The sequence below is a fragment of the Celeribacter sp. genome (assembly GCF_048270365.1).
In the GTDB taxonomy this organism is placed as follows: Bacteria; Pseudomonadota; Alphaproteobacteria; order Rhodobacterales; family Rhodobacteraceae; genus Celeribacter.
The window spans coordinates 108955-130219 of sequence record NZ_JBLWTA010000001.1 but is presented as its reverse complement, the minus strand read 5'-3'; the positions used below and the strand labels follow the sequence as shown (position 1 = coordinate 130219).

The following is a 21265-nucleotide window of genomic DNA, read 5'->3' as shown; positions in this document are numbered from 1 at the left end:
GCGGTGATGCGCGCAGGGTCAGGGCAGGGGGCAGACGTGAGCCACAGCGATACCTTTATCGAGGAAGTGACCGAAGAGGTCCGCCGCGACAAATTCTATGGCTTTCTGAAGAAATACGGCTGGATTGGAATCCTAGCCGTGCTGGCCCTCGTGGGCGGCGCGGCTTTCAACGAATATTCCAAGGCTCAGGCACGCGCGCAGGCTGAGGCCACGGGCGATGCGTTGACTGCAGCCCTTGGACAAGAGACCGACGCGGCACGTGCCGAAGCTTTGGGGCAGGTCACGGCCGAGGGCGACGCCCGCGTGATCGCGGCCATGCTGCGCGCAGGCGAATTGCATGCGGCGGGCGACGCCAAGGCGGCGCTGTCGGTTCTGGCGCCTTTGATGGCCGACGACATGCTGGCTCCGGTCTACCGTGATCTGGCTGTGCTGAAATCCGCCATGATCGGCGCCGGAGAGATCGCGCCCGAGGACCGGGTGACGCAACTGGCCGCGATCGCCAGCCCCGGTGCGCCCTATCGGCTTTTGGCCGAGGAACAAATCGCTGCCGCTCAGGTCGAAATGGGCGAGGTTCAGGCCGCGATCGAGGGCTATCGGGCCATTTCGCAGGATGTCGAGGCAAGTAATGCCTTGCGTCGACGCGCGGCACAGATGATTGTGGCCCTTGGGGCCGATCCCGTGGCTGAGTAAGAGTAGTCTGCATGCAAGAGATGCATCGGGATCGTGTGAAGAAAGGGAGTGCGGGTATGATCGGTCGATCTGGCAAAGCGGGATTGTTCGTAGCGATGCTGGCGCTGACCGCCTGTGGCGCGGGGCGTGAGGAGATTCTTTCTGGCCCGCGTGTCGATTTGCGTGATGGCTCGCCGCTGGCGAATGCCGACACGGGACCGGTACAGAACCGCAGCGTGGCGATCTCACTGGGGCAACAGGTGTCGCGCGATGCCTGGACCATGACCGGTGCCGGGCGGATGCATGCCTCGGGCCATAACGCCTTTACCTCTGGCACACCGTCTCTCGCATGGACCTCTGACATCGGTCAGGGCAAGACCCGCAAAACCCGTCTGACGGTCGACCCGGTCGCCGCTCAAGGTGTTGTGGTGGCGATGGATGCCGAAGCGCGTCTGACGGCTGTGTCGGCCAGCACGGGCGGCACGGTCTGGTCCGTCGATCTGACGCCTGCGGGCGAAAAAGCCGGTAAGGTCTTTGGCGGTGCTTTAGCGATCTCCGGCAATGTGGTCTATGCGACCACGGGCTATGGCGATCTCGTGGCGCTCGATCTGAAATCGGGCGGCGAGATTTGGCGCCAACGCCTCGATTCCGTCGGCGCGGCGGGTCTGACGGTCTATGACGGTCTGGCCTATGTCACCGCAGGCAATGGCACGGCTTGGGCGGTTCAGACCTCCGACGGGCGCGTCAAATGGCAGATCTCCGGCCCCGAATCCGTGACCTCGCGCGCAGGCGCGGTATCGCCCGCCGTCTCCGACAAATTCGCGATCCTGCCCTTTGCCTCGGGCGATCTCTACGGCGTGTTCCGTCAAGGTGGCATCCGCTATTGGACCGCCTCCCTGGCCGGTCAGCGCAAGGGCGTGGTCTACGCGAACGTCTCCGACATCACCTCCGATCCTGTGGTTGTAGGCAACACCTTCTATGTCGGCAATCAGGCCGGGCGCTATGCGGCGTTCAACCTTGAGACCGGCACACGCATCTGGACGGCGGATGAGGGGGCTTATAGCCCGGCGTCCATCGTCGGTGGCTCTGTCTTTATCGTCACGGATCGCAACGAGTTGGTGCGCCTGTCCGCGTCCTCTGGCGAGCGCATCTGGGGCGTGCAACTGCCCTATTTCACCACCGACAAAGCGCGCAAACGCAAAACCGTCTTTGCCCATTACGGTCCGGTTGCTGCGGGTGGCAAACTATGGGTCGCCTCTGACGATGGTGTGCTGCGCGGCTTTGATCCAGCCTCCGGTGCTCTGGTGTCCTCGGTCACGCTGCCGAAAGGCGCCACGTCCGATCCGATCGTTGTCGGCGGTGTGATGTATCTTCTGCTCGAAGACGGTTCTCTGGCCGCTTTGCGCTAAAGCGTTTTTCGAGACGCGTATGAAATCTCTTTGACGAGCGGCCCCGAACACGTGTATCGGGGCCGCTTGACACTTGTTTTGGAGCCTGTCCATGTCCTTTTCGCTTGCCCTTGTCGGTCGTCCCAATGTGGGCAAATCGACCCTGTTCAACCGCCTTGTCGGGCGGCGGCTGGCTTTGGTCGATGACCAGCCAGGCGTGACGCGCGACCTGCGTGAGGGAGAGGCGAAGCTTGGCGATCTGCGGTTCACCGTGATCGACACGGCGGGGCTGGAGGAAGCCACCGACGAGTCCCTTCAGGGCCGGATGCGCAAGCTCACCGAACGTGCGGTCGATATGGCGGATGTATGTCTGTTCATGGTGGACGGGCGTGCTGGCGTTCTGCCCGCCGATGAGGTCTTTGCCGAGATTCTGCGCAAACGTGCGAAACATGTGATCTTGGCTGTGAACAAGGCCGAGGGGCAGGCGGGCGAAAGCGGATTTCTTGAGGCCTATGGGCTGGGCATTGGCGAGCCGCTGCGGCTCTCGGCCGAACATGGCGAGGGCATGCCTGATCTCTACGACGTGCTCAAACCGCTGGCCGCAGACTTCGACATTCGCTCTGCCGCAGAACAACCCGAGGTCGATGTCGAACTGACCGAGGAAGAGCAGGAACTGGGCGAAGACGAAGACATCGGCGGTGCGTCGCGCGATTTCACCCTCGACAAACCGCTTCAGATCGCGGTCGTGGGCCGTCCGAATGCCGGGAAATCCACGCTGATCAACAAGCTCTTGGGCGAAGATCGTTTGCTCACCGGCCCCGAAGCAGGGATCACCCGCGACAGTATTTCCGTGACCATGACCTGGAACGGCACCCCCGTGCGCGTGTTCGACACGGCGGGGATGCGCAAAAAGGCTAAGGTGCAGGAAAAGCTCGAAAAGCTCTCCGTCGCCGATGGTCTGCGCGCGGTGAAATTCGCCGAAGTCGTGGTCGTTTTGCTCGATGTCTCGATCCCGTTCGAGCAACAGGACCTGCGCATCGCCGATCTGGCCGAGCGCGAAGGCCGCGCCGTGGTGATCGCGGTGAACAAATGGGACGAGGAAAAGGACAAATCCAACAAGGCGAAAGAGCTGCGCGAAGAGTTCGCGCGTCTCCTGCCGCAGCTGCGCGGCGCGCAACTGGTGACCGTGTCGGCGATGACCGGCAAGAACCTCGACAAGCTTCAGGAAGCCATTTTGAATGCCCACGCGATCTGGAACCGCCGTGTATCGACTTCGCGTCTGAATTCCTGGCTCGGCGCCATGACCCAGGCTCACCCGCCGCCCGCACCGGGTGGCCGTCGGATCAAGCTTCGCTATATGACGCAGGTGAAAGCCCGCCCGCCGCAATTCGTGGTGATGTGCTCGCACCCGGACGAGTTGAATGACAGCTATAAACGCTATCTGATCAACGGCTTGCGTGAAGACTTTGATATGCCGGGGACGCCGATCCGGCTGTTCTTCCGCTCTCAGGCGGACAAGAACCCCTATAAGAACAAGACGAAATCGACGCCGTCGCGGCTGCGCAAACACTTGGGCAAAGACCGCGCCGATGCGCCGAAGGTGAAAAAACAGCGGCCTCCGAAACGGTGAGGCGTTGGACACTAGAAACAAAAAAGGGAGGCGTTATGCCTCCCTTTTTACGTTACAGGTCGAGATCAACCCAGATCGGCACGTGATCGGAGGGCTTGTCTTTGGCGCGCGTGTAGGCGTCGATTTGACAGTCGGTCAAAAGGTCTGCGGCCTGTGGTGACAAGAGGAAATGGTCGATGCGGATGCCGTCGTTTTTCTGGAACGCGCCGGCTTGGTAGTCCCAAAACGTATAGGTCTCCGGCGCGCCATTGCGCACACGGAGCGCATCCGTCAAGCCGAGGTTCATGAGTTTGCGGAACTTGGCGCGGCTCTCAGGGCGGAACAGCGCGTCGTCTTTCCAGGCTTCCGGGCGTTTCGCATCCTCAGGCTGCGGGATCAGGTTGTAATCGCCCGCCATGAGGAAGGGCTGTTCCTCGGCCAGAAGGGATTCGGCACGCGCCGTCAGTCGATCAAACCATTTGAGTTTGAAGTCATATTTCGAACCGGGCACAGGTGCGCCGTCGCTGTCCAGATCGACCGGGTTGCCGTTGGGCAAGTAGAGACCGCAGATGCGGATTGCGCCCTTGTCTCCGACCACCGTGGCCTCGATGTAGCGGGCCTCTTCGTCGTCCGCGCCGTCGCGGCCTGCGCTTTGCGCGCCGGGGAGGCCGCGGGTGACGTCTTCGAGTGGCAGTTTCGACAAAAGCGCCACGCCGTTGAAGGACTTTTGCCCATGGGTTTCAACGTTGTAGCCCATGTCCTCGAAGACCTCGCGCGGGAAGTTTTCGTCTATGGATTTGATCTCTTGAAGGATCGCCACATCCGGCTCGGCCTCTTTCAGCCAATCTTGCAGGGCGTTCACCCGCGCTTTGATGCCGTTGATGTTGAAGCTGGCGATTTTCATGACGGCTCTCCTTGGTTTGCCTCTTTTTAGGGGGCGAGTGCGGTGAGGGAAAGGGGATGTTGGCAGAAGCATGAAGCGAGGGGCGCTGAATTCAGGGGCGAACCTGCGCTGAGGGTGCGATGGATGAACTTTTACCGGGTGTTAAGGTTAGCGGGCATTAAGGTTAATGTGAGGTAAAGGAACAGAGACATTTCGAACTGGGGCGGAGCTTAAGGGGGCGAAACAGTGAAGTCCCACTGGTGCCGGTTATCTCTGGGCCGCAATCGCCCGACCCGCCGCCGCCGCTGAGGCCCAGGCCCATTGGAAATTATACCCGCCGAGCCAGCCGGTGACATCGACCACTTCGCCGATGAAATAAAGGCCTGGGACGGCTTTGGCCTCCATGCTTTTGGATGACAGCGCGTTCGTGTCCACGCCGCCCAAAGTGACCTCGGCGGTGCGGTAGCCTTCCGACCCGGTGGGTTTGAGCATCAGGCCATGAAGCTGATCGGCGAGCGCCCGAAGCGCCTTGTCGGAGTGATCGGCGAGGTTGCCCTTTAGCTGAAATTTCTCTGCCAAAGCCGTCGCGAGTTTGGCGGGGAAAAGCGTGGCCAGCGCCGTTTGCATTTGCCGACGCCCATTTTGTGCGCGCTCGGATTTCAGCGCTTCAAATGCATCTTGTCCGGGCAACAGATCGACGGTGAGCGCATCGCCTTCACGCCAATAGTTCGACACTTGCAGGATCGAAGGGCCGGAGAGGCCGCGATGGGTGAACAAAAGCGCCTCATCGAAAGAGCTGCCATTGGCCGTCACCCGCGCGTCCAGTGCCGTGCCCGCGAGCGGCGCGATCCAGTCCAGCTCATGCGGGGAAAAGGTCAGGGGCACGAGGCCGGGGCGGGTGTCCAGAACCTTGAGGTCGAATTGCTCGGCGATCTGATACCCAAGTCCCGTAGCGCCCATTTTCGGGATCGACTTGCCGCCGGTGGCGACGACGAGGGTGCGACACTGAACAGGGGTGCCGTTCAGCGTGACGATGAACTGGTGCCCGTCATGGCGGATTTCGTTCACCTCTGTCGACAGCCGCACCTCTGCGCCTCGTGCCTCGGCCAAAAGCATGTCGATGATCGCGGCGGATTTGCCGTCACAGAACAGTTGGCCCAGACCTTTTTCCGGGTTTTTCTCATGCCAGGTGATGCCATGCCTGGCCAGAAGGTCGATGAAATCCCATTGCGTATAGCGCGCCAGCGCGGATTTCATGAAATGCGGATTGGCGGAGAGGTAGTTTTGCGCCTCGGCATAGAGATTGGTGAAATTGCACCGCCCGCCACCGGAAATGCGCACTTTGTCAGCCGGGCGTTTGGCGTGATCGACGACCAGAACGGACGCGCCTTTTTCAGTGGCGAATTTCGCGCAGAAAAGCCCGGCAGCGCCCGCGCCCAAGATGATCGTGTCAAACTGTTCCATAGCCCGGTTTGAGCAGGGCGCGGGTCACATTGCAAGCCCGGAAACCCCTCGGACGATAGAACCAAAAAAGGCTCCCGAAACGGGAGCCTTTTGTAAGACTGTGGGAGGGGCAGTCTTAGTTTTCGTTCACTTCAGCACTCGCGGCCGGGGTTGTCGTGTCGCCGGTGTAGAGCACGGTGAGCACATCATTCAGGGCAGGCGTGCGGAAGTCGATGCGCACGTCTTTGTTCACGCCAGCTTTCACGGGAACGGAGCCCAGCACTTTTCCTTCGACACCGTCACGAGCGTTATAGGCGTAGATCACGCCAGCGCTGTCGGAGCGCACCAGATCAAGGGTCACGCCGGTTTTGGTGTTCTGAGCGTAACCGGGTTTGATGTAGTTGCTGTCTGCGAAGGCGGCGGAGCCTGCGAGGGTGACAAGAGCGGCGGCGAGAACGGTTTTAACAGAATGTTTGGTCATGAGTATTGGTCCTTTTCAGTGCAAGAGCGACAGGAATGCTCTCGTCTTCCCTCCTCATATGGTGCTTCTGGACGGGAAGGGTAGTCTGTGAAACTTCACAAGAGTGTGTGCATAAAATGACATCACGAAGTTTTTATCTGTGCGTATGTGGAAGTGGGCAGTTGGGCGCTGGCGCAATAAAAAAGGAGGCCCAAAGGCCTCCGTCTTATCGGTGTTCGAGAATGCTAAGGTCTTACATCGAAAAGGACACGCCGCAGCCGCAGGCCGAGGTCGCGTTCGGGTTTTCGATCACGAACCGCGCGCCGATCAGCTCTTCGGTGAAATCGATCGTCGCGTTTTCGAGAAACGGCAGGGACACAGGGTCGATCACCACCGTGCCGCCATCGCCCGCCAGAACCACGTCGTCCTCGGCAGGTGCGTCCAGCGTGATGTCATATTGAAACCCCGAGCAGCCGCCGCCCTCGACCGCCACACGCAGGGCCTTCTCCTCGCCGGTCGCGGCGTTAATCTCGGCCAGACGCGCAAAGGCGCGAGAGGTCACTTTCGGGGGCAGGGTGAGGGCCATGATGTCGATCCCGGGGGTTCAGACTGAAAAAACAGTCCTTTATTGCGAAAAAGCGACGTCATCTGTTTGTCGCGGGTCTCTGAGCACAATATAGTTGTGGAAAACTCAGGCGACAAGGTGGGGGTGTGTAAGCCCCGCTGTGGAAAAGAGAACAGATGTTAAAACCCTACGCAAGCCAGCCCAATGAGACGCGGGGCCGTCTCTATCCCGAGGAACTGTCGACATTCCGCTCGCCCTTTCAGCGCGACCGCGACCGGATCATCCATTCCTCGGCCTTTCGCAGGCTGAAACACAAGACGCAGGTCTTTGTCGAACATGAAGGCGATTATTATCGCACGCGTCTGACGCATTCCATCGAGGTGGCGCAGGTGGCGCGCACCATGGCGGGGGCTTTGGGGCTGAACGAGGGTCTGGCAGAAGCCATCGCTCTGGCGCATGATCTCGGCCATTCGCCCTTTGGGCACACCGGCGAGGATGCGCTTGAGCTGTTGATGGAGCCTTACGGCGGCTTCGATCACAACGCGCAGGCGCTTCGGATCGTCACCAAGTTGGAGCGTCATTACGCGACCTTTGACGGGCTGAACCTGACCTGGGAGAGCCTTGAGGGCATCGCCAAACACAACGGTCCCATCGTGGGGCCCAATGCCGACAAAAAGAAACACCCCGACGATGCGCCTTTGCCCTATGCGCTCAAGGAGGTGAATGATCTCTTCGATCTGGAGTTGCACACATTCGCCAGTGCCGAGGCGCAGGTGGCGGCGATTGCCGACGATGTGGCCTACAACCACCACGACCTGCACGATGGTCTGCGCGCGGGACTATTCACCGCCGAGGACCTGATGGAATTGCCGCTGACGGGACCGGCGTACGAAGAGGTCGACCGGCTCTATCCGGGCTTGGAGCGCAACCGGCGCGATCACGAGGCTCTGCGGCGGATTTTCGGCTATATGGTCGAGGATGTGCTGACCATCGCCACCAACCGGCTGGAGGCCGCAAAGCCCGAAACGGCGCAGGACATTCGCGATATGGACCGGACGATCATTCGGTTCTCAAAGCCGTTCTTCCAAAATCTCAAAGCGATTAAATCCTTTTTGTTCAAGCGGATGTACCGCGCGCCTTCCGTGGTCAAAGAGCGCCAGCGCGTCACCCATATGGTCAACACGCTGTTCCCGCTGTTCATGCAAAAGCCTGACCTTCTGCCCGCCGAATGGCGCCACGAGGTCGAGGCGGCGCAGACGGAAACTGAGCTGGCGCGGATCGTGCTTGATTATGTTGCGGGCATGACGGACCGTTTTGCCATTCAGGAATTTGAACGACTTTGCGCCTGACGCGTTAGGGTGAGTTGAGTATTTAAAGCACAAAGGAAACGGCGACATGGCCACAGAACAACTGACGGGTCTGGGACCGGTCGAGGCCTTTGCCCTCGTGGGTGTGCTGGGCGTTGGCTCGCAATGGCTGGCATGGCGACTGAAACTGCCGGCGATTGTGCTAATGCTGGCGGCCGGGCTTTTGGTCGGGCCGGCTCTGGGCGTGCTTGAGCCGCAGCGTGACATCGGCGAGCTGGTACAGCCTTTGATTTCACTGGCGGTTGCGGTGATCCTGTTCGAGGGCGGGCTGACGCTCGATCTGCACAAACTGGGCGACGCACGCAAAGGCGTGACGCGGCTGGTGCTGATCGGCGCGCCTTTGGGATGGTTCCTGTCGTCCGCAGCGCTGCATTGGGGCGCGGGGCTTGGCTGGGAGGCCTCGACCGTGTTCGGCGGCATCATGGTCGTCACCGGTCCGACGGTGATCGCGCCGCTTCTCAGGCAGGCCAAATTGCAAAAACGGCCCGCGAACCTGTTGCAATGGGAGGCCATCGTCAACGATCCGGTGGGTGCTCTGGCGGCCGTGCTGGCCTTCGAATTCGTGCTTGTGGGCCGCGAAGCAGAAAGCTTTCCAGACGCGGTGACGCAATTGGCGCTTGGCATTGCGATTGCCATGGCCGTGGGCATCGCTGCGGGGGCTGCGATCTCCTACACTTTCCGTCGCGCTTACGTGCCGGAATATATGAAAGTGCCGGTGCTTTTCGCGACGCTTTTGGCGACTTTTGCTTTCCCGAACATGATGTTGCACGAAAGCGGGCTTTTGGCCGTGACCGTCATGGGGTTGATCATCGCCAACGCAGACCTGCCGTCTTTCGAAGAGTTGCGGCGGTTCAAGGAACACGCCACGGTGCTTTTGGTCTCTGGCGTCTTCATCCTCTTGGCCTCGTCTATGGACTTTGCCTCCCTGGGACAACTCACCTGGCGCGCGGGGCTGTTCGTCGCTTTGGTGATCCTCGTGGCGCGGCCTTTGACTGTGCTGATCTCGCTGATCGGCACAGGGTTGCCACGCAATGAGAAACTGTTGATCGCTTTGACCGGCCCGCGCGGTGTCGTGCTGGTCGCCGTCGCCGGTCTTTTCGGTGAACGGCTGGCGCAGGCGGGGGTCACCGATGGTGCGGTGGTCGGGCCTTTGGCCTTTGTCTTGGTGCTGGTCACGGTGGTGTTGCACGGCTTTACGTTGGCGCCCATGGCGCGCGCGCTGGGGCTGGCGACGAGTGGCAAGCCCGGGGTGCTGATCCTTGGTGGCTCGCGGTTCACCACGGCGCTGGCCGAAGCTCTAAAGCGCGAAGAGGTGCCGGTCCTGATCGCCGACCCGAACCACGCGCGTCTGGTGCGGCCACGCGCGGCGGGGCTGCCGGTGTTTTACGGTGATATTCTGGGCGAGGCGGCGGAGGACAGTCTTGAGGTGCTGTCCTTTGAGACACTGATCGCGGCGACGGAGAATGACGCCTATAACACGCTGGTGGCCACCGATTTCGGGTCGGAGTTCGGGCGGGATCAGGTCTGGCAACTGGCCCGCGTCAAAGGCGAGCGCGCGCGGCATGCATTGCCGACGCAGCTTGGTGGGCGGCCTTTTGGCGGTGGCAAGACCTATGGCGAATTGGACGATCTGATGCGGCAGGGATGGAAGTTGTCTGTCACGCCGCTCTCTGAGGATTACGGCTTTGATCAGTGGAAAGAGGACCGGCCCAAGGCGATGCTTTTGGGGCGGATGGGCACGGATGGGGTGTTCAAACGCTTCCTATCCGAAGACGCCGAGTTGCTGTTCCCGGGCCGTGCCGAGGCGGCGATCAAGGACCTGCCCGAGGATCAGCGCGAAAGTGCGCGTGAGGCCTTGAAGCGGCGGCGCACCGAGTTGCGGGTCAACACGGCGCGGGGGCGGATGTCGCCGGGGGTCAAACTTGTCTCCCTCGTGCCACCTGAGGCGGAAAGCGCGAAGGCCGGCTAAGCCCCCCATTGAAGCCGTTGACGTGGCGCGCCCGCGTGGTAAACCCGCGCTGGACTTATAAAGAGAGAGACCATGAACCTGTTCGCCGATATCCGTGCCCTTGTGATCGACAGCCTTGAGGCTCTGACCCAAGAGGGCGTTTTGCCCGAAGGTCTGGAGTTTGCCAATGTGGCCGTCGAGCCGCCGCGCGATCCGCTGCATGGCGATATGGCGACCAATGCCGCAATGGTGCTGGCGAAACCGGCGGGTATGAAGCCGCGCGACATTGCCGACAAACTGTCGGAGAAACTCGCGGCTGACGCGCGGATCACCTCCGTCGATGTGGCGGGGCCGGGGTTCATCAACCTGCGTCTCGATGAAAGCGTCTGGTCCGGTCTCGTGGAAACTGTGCTCACCAGCGAGGGCTATGGCCGCTCGACCATGGGGGCAAAGGCGAAGATCAACGTCGAATATGTCTCCGCCAACCCGACCGGTCCGATGCATGTCGGCCACACGCGCGGCGCTGTGTTTGGCGATGCTTTGGCGTCTCTGTTGGATTTCGCGGGCTATGACGTCACGCGCGAATATTACATCAACGATGGCGGTGCGCAGGTCGATGTGCTGGCGCGCTCGGTGTTTGAGCGTTACCGCGAGGCCAATGGTCTCAGCCCCGAGATTGCCGAGGGGCTGTACCCCGGCGATTACCTTGTGCCCGTGGGCGAGGCTCTGAAAGAGAAATATGGCGACAGCCTTTTGGATCAGCCCGAAGAGGCGTGGCTCGCCGAGGTGCGCGAATTTGCCACCGACGCGATGATGGCGATGATCCGCGAGGATCTGGCGCTTTTGGGCGTCGAGATGGACAATTTCTTCTCGGAGAAATCGCTCTACAACACCGGTCTGATCGAGGCTGCGATTCAGGAGCTGAAAGACAAGGGGCTGATCTATCGCGGCACTCTGGAGCCGCCGAAAGGCAAGCTGCCCGAGGACTGGGAACCGCGCGAGCAGACGCTGTTCAAATCGACCGAACACGGAGACGATGTGGATCGTCCGATCCAAAAATCCGACGGTGCCTGGACCTATTTCGCCCCCGACATCGCCTATCACTACGACAAGGTGAAGCGCGGCTATGATGGCATCATCGACGTGTTTGGCGCCGACCATGGCGGCTATGTCAAACGGATGAAAGCGGCTGTGTCGGCGCTGTCCGATGGCAAGGTCGATTGCGACATCAAACTCATTCAGCTGGTGAAACTCTTCAAGAATGGCGAGCCGTTCAAGATGTCCAAACGGGCAGGGACGTTTGTGACCCTGCGCGATGTGGTCGAGCAGGCGGGCAAGGATGTGACGCGTTTCATCATGCTGACCCGCAAAAACGACGCGCCGCTGGATTTCGATTTCGCGCGTGTGCTGGAACAGTCGAAAGACAACCCGGTGTTCTACGTGCAATACGCCCATGCGCGGGTCTCATCCGTGCTGCGCAAGGCAGAGGAGCAGGGGATTACGCTCTCCAACAGCCCCCGCTTCGACGACCCAGCCGAAATTGCCGTCGCGCGCAAACTCGCCGACTTCCCGCGTCAGGTCGAAATTTCGGCCAAAGGCCACGAGCCGCACCGGATCGCTTTCTACCTCTATGAGCTGGCGTCTGACTTCCACGCGCTGTGGAATAAGGGCAATGACAATGAGGCGCTGCGCTTCTTGCAGGACGACGCAGACGTATCGTCGGCAAAAATTGCACTTCCGCGTGCCGTTGCCGTTGTGATTTCTGCCGGACTTGCTATCCTTGGCGTAACCCCGGCGAAGGAAATGCGTTGATCTTCAAGAGCTTCGCGCCAAACTGACCGGGACCCCCGGGAGGGGCCGCATCCAAAACGAGGGCAAAAGATCCTCACGCGGCCTCTCAAGAGCAGACGATAACCCGCAGAAAACAAGCGGGAAAAGTACGAGGCGAAGAGTATGCAGGACGTTTATAACGGCCCCGGTTCCCCTTATGCGCAGGCGCAGGATCGCGGCTTCACTTCTCGTGAAAATCCCCGAGATAATCATTGGCAAAGACCCGAGCCGCAAGTCTCGCGGCAGGCTCATTATGGCGGTCAGGGTCACCCTGGACTGGCGGGCGCGCCGGATGCGGACCGGTTGTTTTCCAATGAGAATGTGCACTTTCCGCCACAGTCGGAACGCGCTCCGTCGCAAGATTACAGCCATGTCGCGCAAGGCTTCCACGATCCGCGTGCCAGCTACGAGGCGGGTCCCGCCTATGTCTACGACACCACGGATTTGCCAGAGATCGAGGCCGCGGCGCGTCCGCATCTAGGCCCGGCGCAAATCGGCGGCGCGATCGTGTCTCTGGCGCTGATTCTGGGCCTCGGCATCTGGGGCTACAAATTGATGGTGCGCGATGTGACCGGCGTGCCGGTGATCCGCGCGCTCGAAGGCTCTGCGCGTCTGTTGCCCGACGATCCGGGCGGGCAACTGGCGATGCATCAGGGCCTCGCGGTCAATTCCGTGACCGCCGATGGCTCTGCGGCGGCCCCTGCGGATCGGTATGTACTGGCGCCTGCCACGGCCAGCCTGACCGACGAAGATCAGCCGATGTCCTCGGTTCAGCCGGTCTTGTCGTCCTATGAGCCGTCGAATGACGCCTTCGCGTTGCAAGCCGCGCCTGAGACGCTTGAACAGGTCGCGGTGAACGAAGACCCGCTTGAGCTGCAAAGTGTCGAGGATCTGGCCGCTTCCGTCGAGGAGATGGCGGAAGACATGGCGACCAGCGATGTGATGATTTCGCCGATCCCGAAACCGCGCCCGGTGCGGCTTGCGTCTCTGGCGCAATCCGCGAGCACCTCTGCGACGCGCACGGATGCCGCGAGCCTCGATGGCGTGGCGGGCGATATTCTTGCCGCCATCGGTGGCGTGAATGAAATGACGCCCTCCGAGGTGCCTGCGGGATCGCGTCTGGTGCAATTCGGCGCGTTCCAGTCCGAAGACATCGCGCGCAGCGAATGGACCCGTCTCTCGGGCCGGTTCGAAGAGCTGATGGAAGGCAAAACCCGCGTGATCGAAGAGGCGGAAAGCGGCGGCAAATCCTTTTACCGCCTGCGCGCCTACGGCTTTGCCGATGCGTCCGATGCCAACCGGTTCTGTGCCGCATTGACGGCGATGAACGCGGCCTGTGTGCCGACCGTTCAGCGCTGATCATGGGGCCGGGTCGAGGGCAGGGCGCCTATATCTTCGGGTGTGAAACTTTGACGCTGTCTCCCTCGGAGGCGGCGTTTTTCCGTGAGGCGCAGCCTTGGGGGTTCATCCTTTTCGCGCGCAACGTCGACACCCCCGATCAGTTGCGGGCACTGACGTCTGATCTGCGTGCGGCCGTTGGCTGGCACGCGCCCATCTTGATCGACCAAGAGGGTGGTCGCGTGCAACGCATGCGCGCGCCGCATTGGCGCGAATTTATGCCGCCTTTGGATCAGGTCCTGACCGCGAAGGACCCCGACCGTGCGCTGTGGCTCAGGGGGCGGTTGTTGGCCGAGGATTTGTTCCGCGTGGGCATCGACGTGAACTGTGTGCCCGGCCTCGATGTGGCCCGCGATGAAACGCATCCTTTTCTGAAGAACCGTTGTTTCTCCGAAGATCACGGTATGGTGGCCCGCATGGGCCGCGCCTTGGTCGAGGGCATGGCCGCAGGCGGCGTGTCGCCGGTGATGAAACATCTGCCCGGCCATGGGCGCGGCACGGTGGACAGCCATAAGGGCCTGCCACGCGTCACCGCCTCCCGCGCCGAACTGGCCGAGGATTTCGCGCCCTTCGAGGCCTTGAGCGATCTCTCGATGGGGATGAGCGCGCATATCATTTTGGACGCCATCGATTCTGAGCGTCCCGCCACGCAAAGCCCGAAAGCGATCTGTGTTATCCGCGACGAGATCGGCTTTGATGGGCTTTTGATGACCGACGACATTTCCATGGGCGCACTTGAAGGGACGGTGTTGGAACGCGGCGAAACGGCGCTCGCCGCTGGCTGCGATATGGTTCTTCATTGCAATGGCGATCTTATGGAGATGCAGGAGATTGCGCGTCTGGGTCAGATGTCGGAGGCGGCACAGGCCCGCGCGGACCGTGCCATCGCCCGCCGCCCGGCCTACGCGCCCATTGACATCGACGCGCTGGCGGAAGAGTTTTCCAGAACATAAATCTGCATAGCCCCTGAAAAGATAGCAAATGGCCGACAACGACCAGTTCGATCTCAGCGATATTCTCAGCGTCGAGGAACGTCTCGCCGCGGAGGCTTTGATCGTCGATGTCGATGGGTTCGAAGGGCCTTTAGATTTGCTCCTGCAATTGTCGCGCACGCAGAAGGTCGATTTGATGAAAATCTCGATCCTGCATTTGGCGCAGCAATATCTGCTCTTCGTCGAGAAGGCCAAGGAACTCAGGATCGAACTGGCCGCCGATTATCTGGTGATGGCGGCGTGGCTGGCGTTCCTGAAATCGCGGCTTCTCCTACCGCCCGATCCCACGGATGAGGGCCCCTCGGGCGAAGAGCTGGCCGCGCATCTGGCCTTTCAGTTGCAACGTCTCGAGGCGATGCGCGACGCCGCCGCGAAACTCATGGCGCGCGACCAGAAGGGCCGCGATTTTTTCGTGCGCGGTATCCCCGAAGAGGTCCAGCGCCTGCGCAATGTGACCTATACGGCGACGCTTTTGGATTTGATGCAGGCCTACGCGCGCGTACGGACCAAGGACGAATTCCGGCCTTTCGTCTTGGACCGCGAGGCGATCCTGTCGATGGAACAGGCCTTGGAACGGTTGCGGGGGCTTATTCCTTTTGCGGTCGAATGGGCGGACCTGTCGTCCTATCTGCCCGAGGGCTGGGAATTGGACCCGAAGAAACGGCGCTCGGCGACGGCGGCGACATTCGCGGCCTCTTTGGAGCTGGCGAAACAGGGCCAGATCGAATTGCGTCAGGGCGGCACATTCGCGCCCATTCAGATCAAAGCGAGACGGAGATAAGATGTCGGACGATCAGGCAGAGGCTGCACAAGAAGAAAGCCTGTTCGAGGCCCCGCCTTTGGCGGAGCAGGAACGCATGGTCGAAGCGGTGCTTTTCGCCTCCGCCGATCCGGTGAGCCTCACCGATCTCGCCGTCCGGATGCCGCATGGCTGTGAGCCGAAAGCGGCGCTGGAGCAATTGCAGAAACGCTATGAGGGGCGTGGCGTGCGGGTGGTGCGTGTGGGTGACAATTGGGCCATTCGCACCGCGCCGGACCTTGGATTTTTGATGCAAAAAGAAACGGTTGAGACCCGAAAACTCAGCCGTGCCGCGATCGAGACGCTGGCGATTGTCTCCTATCACCAACCCTGCACCCGCGCCGAGATCGAGGAAATCCGTGGCGTTTCCGTGTCCCGCGGCACTTTGGATCAGCTCATGGAGCTGGAATGGATCCGGTTCGGGCGCCGCCGCATGAGCCCGGGGCGGCCCGTGACCTATGTGGTGACCTCGCAATTTCTCGATCACTTCGGCCTTGAGAGCGCGCGCGATCTGCCGGGGGTCAAGGAACTGCGGGCCGCGGGTCTGTTGGAAAGCCGTCCGATGCCGGGGTTGGACGAGCGCGATGAGGATGACGATCAGGACGATCTGTTCGAGGATGAAGCCTGATTTTCACAAGGATGTGTGCACCACGTTTTCATTTTTCCGACGTGGAAAGGGCGCATTTCTTGCTTATCTGCTGTAAAAGATCAGAAAATAACGCGTTCCGCGCACCACACGAGCCAAAAGGCGATGCGATATGAATTTGGACAGAGTGATCAATATGGTCATCAACCGCGTGATCCGCACCCTCGTCAACAAGGGGGTGAATGCCGGGATCGATGCGGGGTCTTCGGCCTTGGCCAAGCGGCGCAAACCCTCTGACGCGGACCTGCTCAGCGAAGAAGAGCAGCGTCAGCAGAACCAGGATCAGGCCCGTATGGCCGCTCAGGGTAAGAAAGCCGCCAAGAATGCCCGCAAATTCGCGCGCATGGGCCGCCGTATCGGCAAGTTTTAAGCCACTTTCCTGAATTTCGTGGAAAAGACAGCGCGATGACCGGGCCGGAAAAGGGCTTGGCCACGCTTTGCGTCGAGCACAGGTTCTGAAAGTGGGGAATTAAAAAGTAAGCGTTATGAAAGAGATATGAATTTTCACGCAAAGTTTTTATAAGTCTTCAGTTTTTTTTAACTGTTTTGATCAGACACTCCCAGAAAATATATGTCATCGATAAAAGGCCCAATGGACTATGAAGATGCGGCTCAGTTGCGGTTCTCCCCCTATTGAGGGAGGCGCCACAGGGCCGATGAGACTGCCATGTTAGGATGAGACTGCCATGTTAGGAGGTAGGATCGTGACACGCTGCAAGGAGAGCAAAGGAGAGACACCGTGACAGTGTTGCCCACCAATATGGGACAGCGCGTGACGGGCTTTCGGCCTGCGCTTTTTCTCTTGTATGTTCAGTCCCTGTTGGCTCTGTCGGCTCTTTCGATTGCGCTTCTCATCGCCTTGAGTGAGCTGTCCGGTCACGTGCCAGCGATCTTTCTGTCCAAGGGCAATGGCCCGCATCCGCTGAGCGTTCTTTCGGTGTGCCTTTTCAGCATTGCCATTCTCCGGCGCAGCCCGTTCAAGGTTCAAACTTGGTGGCGGCGTGTGCTTTTCATGGTGGTCTTGACGATCTGCCTCATGCGTTTGGCGGAAATTTTCCTGCTGAACACCGCGCCACTCTCACATGTCACGATGTCTCTTTATCGCGATGCAGCTCCGGTGCCGCTCTCCATGGGGGCCAATACGGCGCTGGCATTGGGGCTGTTCACCCTTGGGGCCTTGATCCGGCCGCGCAACTCGACGGCGGCTTTTGTGGTGACGGTTCTGGGCCTTGTCCCGGTCAGCCACGCGATGTTTTCCTATTTCTTTGGTATGCCCGGTGGGTATGGCGAGATGTCGCCTCCGACCCTTGTTTTGCTATGCCTCGTGGGGCTGTCGCAGCTTTTCGTTTTCTTCCGAACCCCGCTTTTGCGGCCATTTCTGAGCGAGACGCCTTGGGGCCGTATGGCGCGCCGTCAGGCGGCGGCGGCGACCGTGGGGGTCTTCTTCTTGGGCACCGTGTTTCACAGATCGGATGACACGGGCATGTCCGGCGCGCTTTTGGCGGCTGTGTTCTGGCTGTCTCTGGTGATCCTCTTGGCGGCGGGGCCGATCTTTGAACGGATCGAACGCGAACGTCGGAGCCTGTCGCGCGAAATGCGCAGGCAGGCGCGTCAAGATCCTTTGACGGGACTTTTGAACCGCCGTGCCGTGCGGGCCTATATCGACAACCACACGGTTGCTGGCGGCAATATGGAAACCGTCGGCGTTCTTTTGGCGGATATCGACCATTTCAAACGGGTGAACGATACGGTCGGCCATATTGTGGGGGACAGCGTGCTCAGTGAACTGGGCAAAAAGCTTCAGAGCAAGTTGCGTCCTTCTGATCTTGTGGCGCGCTGGGGCGGTGAGGAGTTTCTTATCTTGTTGCCGGGCGCCAATCTTGAGCAGACCATGACTATGGCGCAGGTGCTGCGGGCGGCGGTGGCCTCTCATGTTTATTGGGAAAAAGACGGCCAGAAGGAACCGGTGACCCTATCGATCGGGGCGGCGATCTATGCGGCCGATGGTTCGGAAAGCCTCGAGCAAGCGATCCAAAAGGCCGATACGGCGCTTTATGCCGCCAAGTCACAGGGCCGCAACCGGGTGTTGTGTCACAACGCGCCCGGAGGTGGGGCACAGTCGAAAACGATTACGGACTATCGGCCGAAAGCATCGGCGTTGCATTAAAGGGGGACGGATAAAAGGGGGACGGATCAGCTTCGGAAATGTTTCGAAAGCTTCAGGCCCTGACCCTGATAATTCGACGCAAGATCCGCGCCGTAAAGCCGTTCCGGGCGGCTTTGCATTCGCTCATAGACCAGACGCCCGACGATTTGCCCATGTTCCAAGACAAAGGGCGCCTCGTGGCAGCGCACTTCCAACACGCCACGCGCACCTGCGCCGCCCGCGTCCACATTTCCGAACCCCGGATCGAAAAAGCCCGCGTAATGCACCCGGAATTCGCCAACCATAGCAAGGTAGGGCGCCATTTCGGCGGCGTAATCCGGCGGGATATGCACGGCTTCGCGGCTCACGAGAATGTAGAAGGCGCCGGGGTCGAGGATGATCTGGCCGTTCTTGGAATAGATCGGCTCCCAATAGTCCGCCGGGTCGTAATGCCCGATGTTGTCCAAATCGATCACACCCGTGTGCGGCTTGGCCCGGTAGCCAACGAGATTGCCCTCCGCCGGTTCAAGATCGACGGAAAATCCAAGCCCCTGATCAATCACGGCGGGACCGTCCACCAGCGGGCTGTCTTGATGAAGTGCGGTGAGTTCGGCGTCGCTCAGCTGCGCCTGACCGGCGCGGAACCGCACCTGATTGAGCCGCATCCCCGGACGCACCAGCACTGAGAAGGAGCGGGGGCAAATTTCGGCATAAAGCGGCCCGCTATATCCGGGCGCGATGCGGTCGAATTCTTCGCCCTCGTCGGTGATCAGGCGGGTCAACAGGTCCAGCCGCCCGGTCGAGCTTTTGGCGTTGGCGACCGCTTGGATGCCCTCGGGCAGGGACAGGCTTTCCATCAAAGGCACGACATAGACGCAGCCTTTTTCCAGAACGGCGCCCTCAGAGAGGTCGATTTGATGCATTTCGAATTCTTCGAGACGCTCTTTGACGCTTCGGCCCGCGCCCGCCAGAAACGAGGCCCGCACGCGCCAAGCCCGCGTGCCCAGACGCAGGTCCAAGGAGGCAGGTTGGACTTGCGCGTCGATCACCTCGGGGGCGGCGGAAATCTCGCCGCGCGCCAGCATCTCGCGAATGGCATGATCCGCCAATACACCCATAATCGTCCCTCCACCCATCTTTCAGGCTTGTTCTTCCGGCATCCGGTTTGGCATTTGGCATAACGCAAAACCGCCCGCAAGCCCAGAGGGTTGCGAGCGGTTTTGAGTGTATACTGGTCGGGCTAGCAGGACTCGAACCTGCGACCTTCCGTCCCCCAGACGGACGCGCTACCAGGCTGCGCTATAGCCCGACGTGGAGACCTAAATAGTGATTTCCTTGCTGGGGGCAAGGGCTATTTTAGCAAATTCTGCGATGAATTTGGAAATCCCCGATCCGGCGTCCTTCCCCCTTTGCGCCGTCAACTCGCCAGACGATCCCGCAGCGTTTCGATCCGGGCGATCAACGCGTGCAGCTCTTGCGCGGGCAGGGCGGTGAGATGTCGGTGATTGAGCTGGCCAAGCACCCCGGACGGCGGCGTGATCCCCGCTGCGCGATCGTCGAGGTCCTCAGGCAGATCCAGGCCTGCGCCAAGCGGGGTCGCTTGGGTCACGGTCTCACCATATGCGGCCTCAGGCTCAGGTGGCAGATCGGTCGGAAGATCGGCCGAAAGATTTGGCGGCGTGATGTCCTCTGCGATCTCAACAGGCGCGATCTCCGCAGGAGCTGCGTCGAACATTGGCTCTGGCACATCGACAAACGGCGCTTCGGGGACATCCGCAGCAGGGGGCAATTCGGCCTCAACTGGCCGAAGCTCCGTGGCGAAATGACCCTCTTCGGCGGCAATCGGCGGCAGGTCCTCTACCTCTTCCTCCACATCCCTCGCGGGGGGCGCCATGTCGAAATCGAAGGCGGCCTGACCGGGCAAGGCGTCTTTTGGTGGTTCTGGGGCCGTGGGGTCCGGCGTGGCGGTCATCTCAAAGAGGGCTTCCGCTACCGGATCAGCCACTGGATCGGACACAGGGATCAGATCCGGCTGCGGCTGATCTTCGGTGTCGGGGGCCGCAGCGGCATAGCTGTCGGCAAAATCGGAGAGCGGAGCCTCCGGGATATCCAAAGCCACGTCTGGCAGATCAACACTGTCTTCCTGAACATGCGCGGGCGGTTCAAAGCCATGGGGCGCAAAGCGCTCTGTCGAGAGGCCACCATCTTTAGCGAAGTCTGCCGCGATCTCTTCGACGGGCTCGCGTGGCGCAGGCGCCTCAGGGGGCACCTCGGCGACTGCCGGCTCAGACACTGGTTCAGACAAAGGCGTGGCCTCGGACCGGACATCTGGGCGTGCAAAGGGCACAACCGTTTCCGGCGGGGGTGCGCTTTCTGCTCCATACCCCAGCGGCGTATCGTCTTGCGGCACCATTTCGGCCATCGGGGCGGGCGGAACCGGGGCTGAGGGAATCGGTGTATCGACTGGCGCGGGGGCGGTGACTGGGGCCACGCCATCGATGATCGGCGACAGCGAGGCGACATATTTGACGCCATGTTCGCGCAGAAGTTTCTGCACGCCGCGAATGGTCATGCCGTCATCGTGCAACAGCTTTTTGATGCCACCCAAAAGCGCCATATCGGCGGGGCGGTAATACCGTCGCCCGCCGGCGCGTTTGACCGGTTTGACCTGGGTAAACCGGCTCTCCCAAAAGCGCAGTACATGCGCAGGCGTGTCGAGCCAATCGGCAACCTCGCTGATTGTGCGGAAGGCGTCCGGTGATTTATCCATGTCTCATCAAGGCCTTAGATGTTTTTCTTACGCTTTGTTGCCGTCAGCAACCCGATCTTTCATCAGGTGAGATGGGCGGAAGGTCAGCACGCGCCGCGCCGGGATCGGGGCCTCGTCGCCGGTCTTCGGGTTGCGGCCCACACGTTCGGATTTGGCGCGCACAGAGAAGGTCCCGAAGGAGGAAATCTTGACGGTTTCGCCCTCGACCAACGCGTCGGAAATATGGGCCAGAACGCTTTCGACCAGCGTGGCGGATTCATTGCGGCTCAGGCCGACCTCGCGAAACACGGCTTCGCTCAGGTCCATACGTGTCAAAGTCTTGCTCATATCTCTCCCCCTGTTTCTATAGGTT

General features: G+C 60.7%; 19 protein-coding genes and 1 tRNA gene. 12 read left to right on the top strand and 8 right to left on the bottom strand.

The window, feature by feature from the left end; all coding sequences use genetic code 11:
- The first annotated feature begins 36 nt into the window (after nt 1-36).
- The 3 genes from ACN0X0_RS00580 to der all read left to right on the top strand — a co-directional run bounded on the left by ACN0X0_RS00580 (nt 37) and on the right by der (nt 3687).
- Entirely contained in the window at nt 37-690 is a 654-nt protein-coding gene (locus ACN0X0_RS00580; RefSeq protein ID WP_417261488.1) for a hypothetical protein, read from the top strand.
- 56 nt (nt 691-746) lie between these two features.
- On the top strand, nt 747-2078 hold the full coding sequence (locus tag ACN0X0_RS00575; RefSeq protein WP_417277573.1) for a PQQ-binding-like beta-propeller repeat protein: 1332 nt from the start codon (nt 747-749) through the stop codon (nt 2076-2078).
- A gap of 91 nt (nt 2079-2169) precedes the next feature.
- Nucleotides 2170-3687: a ribosome biogenesis GTPase Der gene (der, locus tag ACN0X0_RS00570; RefSeq protein ID WP_417261490.1), complete on the top strand. Its 1518-nt coding sequence runs from the start codon at nt 2170-2172 to the stop codon at nt 3685-3687.
- 52 nt (nt 3688-3739) lie between these two features.
- On the opposite strand, the gene xth is transcribed toward der, so the two are convergent.
- From xth to ACN0X0_RS00550, 4 genes are all read right to left on the bottom strand, one after another.
- The gene (gene xth / locus ACN0X0_RS00565; RefSeq protein WP_417277572.1) at nt 3740-4570 is read right to left on the bottom strand and encodes an exodeoxyribonuclease III; all 831 of its coding nucleotides are present in this window, start codon (nt 4568-4570) and stop codon (nt 3740-3742) included.
- A 246-nt stretch (nt 4571-4816) separates the two neighbouring features.
- Entirely contained in the window at nt 4817-6013 is a 1197-nt protein-coding gene (locus tag ACN0X0_RS00560; protein ID WP_417277571.1) for an NAD(P)/FAD-dependent oxidoreductase, read from the bottom strand.
- Between the two features lie 115 nt (nt 6014-6128).
- Entirely contained in the window at nt 6129-6473 is a 345-nt protein-coding gene (locus ACN0X0_RS00555; RefSeq protein WP_417277570.1) for a hypothetical protein, read from the bottom strand.
- 232 nt (nt 6474-6705) lie between these two features.
- Nucleotides 6706-7038, bottom strand: coding sequence for a HesB/IscA family protein (locus ACN0X0_RS00550; RefSeq protein ID WP_417277569.1), 333 nt, complete (start codon nt 7036-7038; stop codon nt 6706-6708).
- 155 nt (nt 7039-7193) lie between these two features.
- Here ACN0X0_RS00550 and ACN0X0_RS00545 point away from each other — a divergent pair, with 155 nt between their 5' ends.
- From ACN0X0_RS00545 to ACN0X0_RS00505, 9 genes are all read left to right on the top strand, one after another.
- On the top strand, nt 7194-8366 hold the full coding sequence (locus ACN0X0_RS00545; protein ID WP_417277568.1) for a deoxyguanosinetriphosphate triphosphohydrolase: 1173 nt from the start codon (nt 7194-7196) through the stop codon (nt 8364-8366).
- A gap of 46 nt (nt 8367-8412) precedes the next feature.
- Entirely contained in the window at nt 8413-10353 is a 1941-nt protein-coding gene (locus ACN0X0_RS00540; protein WP_417261496.1) for a cation:proton antiporter, read from the top strand.
- 72 nt (nt 10354-10425) lie between these two features.
- The gene (gene argS, locus ACN0X0_RS00535; RefSeq protein ID WP_417277567.1) at nt 10426-12144 is read left to right on the top strand and encodes an arginine--tRNA ligase; all 1719 of its coding nucleotides are present in this window, start codon (nt 10426-10428) and stop codon (nt 12142-12144) included.
- A 141-nt stretch (nt 12145-12285) separates the two neighbouring features.
- Entirely contained in the window at nt 12286-13521 is a 1236-nt protein-coding gene (locus ACN0X0_RS00530; RefSeq protein ID WP_417277566.1) for an SPOR domain-containing protein, read from the top strand.
- 2 nt (nt 13522-13523) lie between these two features.
- Complete coding sequence (locus ACN0X0_RS00525) at nt 13524-14513, top strand: glycoside hydrolase family 3 N-terminal domain-containing protein (protein ID WP_417277565.1); 990 nt, start codon at nt 13524-13526, stop codon at nt 14511-14513.
- Between the two features lie 28 nt (nt 14514-14541).
- Nucleotides 14542-15333, top strand: a complete 792-nt coding sequence (locus tag ACN0X0_RS00520; protein ID WP_417277564.1) for a segregation and condensation protein A — start codon at nt 14542-14544, stop codon at nt 15331-15333.
- A gap of 1 nt (nt 15334) precedes the next feature.
- Entirely contained in the window at nt 15335-15979 is a 645-nt protein-coding gene (scpB, locus tag ACN0X0_RS00515) for an SMC-Scp complex subunit ScpB (protein WP_417277563.1), read from the top strand.
- 130 nt (nt 15980-16109) lie between these two features.
- Nucleotides 16110-16367 (top strand): hypothetical protein, encoded by a 258-nt coding sequence (locus ACN0X0_RS00510; RefSeq protein WP_417277562.1) that lies wholly within the window; start codon nt 16110-16112, stop codon nt 16365-16367.
- A gap of 369 nt (nt 16368-16736) precedes the next feature.
- A complete protein-coding gene (locus ACN0X0_RS00505; RefSeq protein ID WP_417277561.1) occupies nt 16737-18164 on the top strand; it encodes a GGDEF domain-containing protein in 1428 nt (475 codons plus the stop codon).
- A 26-nt stretch (nt 18165-18190) separates the two neighbouring features.
- Here the strand turns inward: ACN0X0_RS00505 and ACN0X0_RS00500 are convergent, their stop codons facing one another.
- The 4 genes from ACN0X0_RS00500 to ihfA all read right to left on the bottom strand — a co-directional run bounded on the left by ACN0X0_RS00500 (nt 18191) and on the right by ihfA (nt 21240).
- A complete protein-coding gene (locus tag ACN0X0_RS00500) occupies nt 18191-19261 on the bottom strand; it encodes a 2'-deoxycytidine 5'-triphosphate deaminase (RefSeq protein ID WP_417277560.1) in 1071 nt (356 codons plus the stop codon).
- A gap of 114 nt (nt 19262-19375) precedes the next feature.
- A tRNA-Pro gene (locus ACN0X0_RS00495) sits at nt 19376-19452 on the bottom strand.
- A gap of 108 nt (nt 19453-19560) precedes the next feature.
- A complete protein-coding gene (locus tag ACN0X0_RS00490; RefSeq protein WP_417277559.1) occupies nt 19561-20913 on the bottom strand; it encodes a MerR family transcriptional regulator in 1353 nt (450 codons plus the stop codon).
- A gap of 27 nt (nt 20914-20940) precedes the next feature.
- Entirely contained in the window at nt 20941-21240 is a 300-nt protein-coding gene (gene ihfA / locus ACN0X0_RS00485) for an integration host factor subunit alpha (protein ID WP_167600471.1), read from the bottom strand.
- Nucleotides 21241-21265 lie beyond the last annotated feature (25 nt).

Coding starts and splice junctions, on each gene's coding strand:
- ACN0X0_RS00575 (WP_417277573.1), top strand. CDS start 747: ATGATCGGTCGATCTGGCAAAGCGGGATTGTTCGTAGCGATGCTGGCG.
- der (WP_417261490.1), top strand. CDS start 2,170: ATGTCCTTTTCGCTTGCCCTTGTCGGTCGTCCCAATGTGGGCAAATCG.
- xth (WP_417277572.1), bottom strand. CDS start 4,570: ATGAAAATCGCCAGCTTCAACATCAACGGCATCAAAGCGCGGGTGAAC.
- ACN0X0_RS00560 (WP_417277571.1), bottom strand. CDS start 6,013: ATGGAACAGTTTGACACGATCATCTTGGGCGCGGGCGCTGCCGGGCTT.
- ACN0X0_RS00555 (WP_417277570.1), bottom strand. CDS start 6,473: ATGACCAAACATTCTGTTAAAACCGTTCTCGCCGCCGCTCTTGTCACC.
- ACN0X0_RS00550 (WP_417277569.1), bottom strand. CDS start 7,038: ATGGCCCTCACCCTGCCCCCGAAAGTGACCTCTCGCGCCTTTGCGCGT.
- ACN0X0_RS00545 (WP_417277568.1), top strand. CDS start 7,194: ATGTTAAAACCCTACGCAAGCCAGCCCAATGAGACGCGGGGCCGTCTC.
- ACN0X0_RS00540 (WP_417261496.1), top strand. CDS start 8,413: ATGGCCACAGAACAACTGACGGGTCTGGGACCGGTCGAGGCCTTTGCC.
- argS (WP_417277567.1), top strand. CDS start 10,426: ATGAACCTGTTCGCCGATATCCGTGCCCTTGTGATCGACAGCCTTGAG.
- ACN0X0_RS00530 (WP_417277566.1), top strand. CDS start 12,286: ATGCAGGACGTTTATAACGGCCCCGGTTCCCCTTATGCGCAGGCGCAG.
- ACN0X0_RS00525 (WP_417277565.1), top strand. CDS start 13,524: ATGGGGCCGGGTCGAGGGCAGGGCGCCTATATCTTCGGGTGTGAAACT.
- ACN0X0_RS00520 (WP_417277564.1), top strand. CDS start 14,542: ATGGCCGACAACGACCAGTTCGATCTCAGCGATATTCTCAGCGTCGAG.
- scpB (WP_417277563.1), top strand. CDS start 15,335: ATGTCGGACGATCAGGCAGAGGCTGCACAAGAAGAAAGCCTGTTCGAG.
- ACN0X0_RS00510 (WP_417277562.1), top strand. CDS start 16,110: ATGAATTTGGACAGAGTGATCAATATGGTCATCAACCGCGTGATCCGC.
- ACN0X0_RS00500 (WP_417277560.1), bottom strand. CDS start 19,261: ATGGGTGTATTGGCGGATCATGCCATTCGCGAGATGCTGGCGCGCGGC.
- ACN0X0_RS00490 (WP_417277559.1), bottom strand. CDS start 20,913: ATGGATAAATCACCGGACGCCTTCCGCACAATCAGCGAGGTTGCCGAT.
- ihfA (WP_167600471.1), bottom strand. CDS start 21,240: ATGAGCAAGACTTTGACACGTATGGACCTGAGCGAAGCCGTGTTTCGC.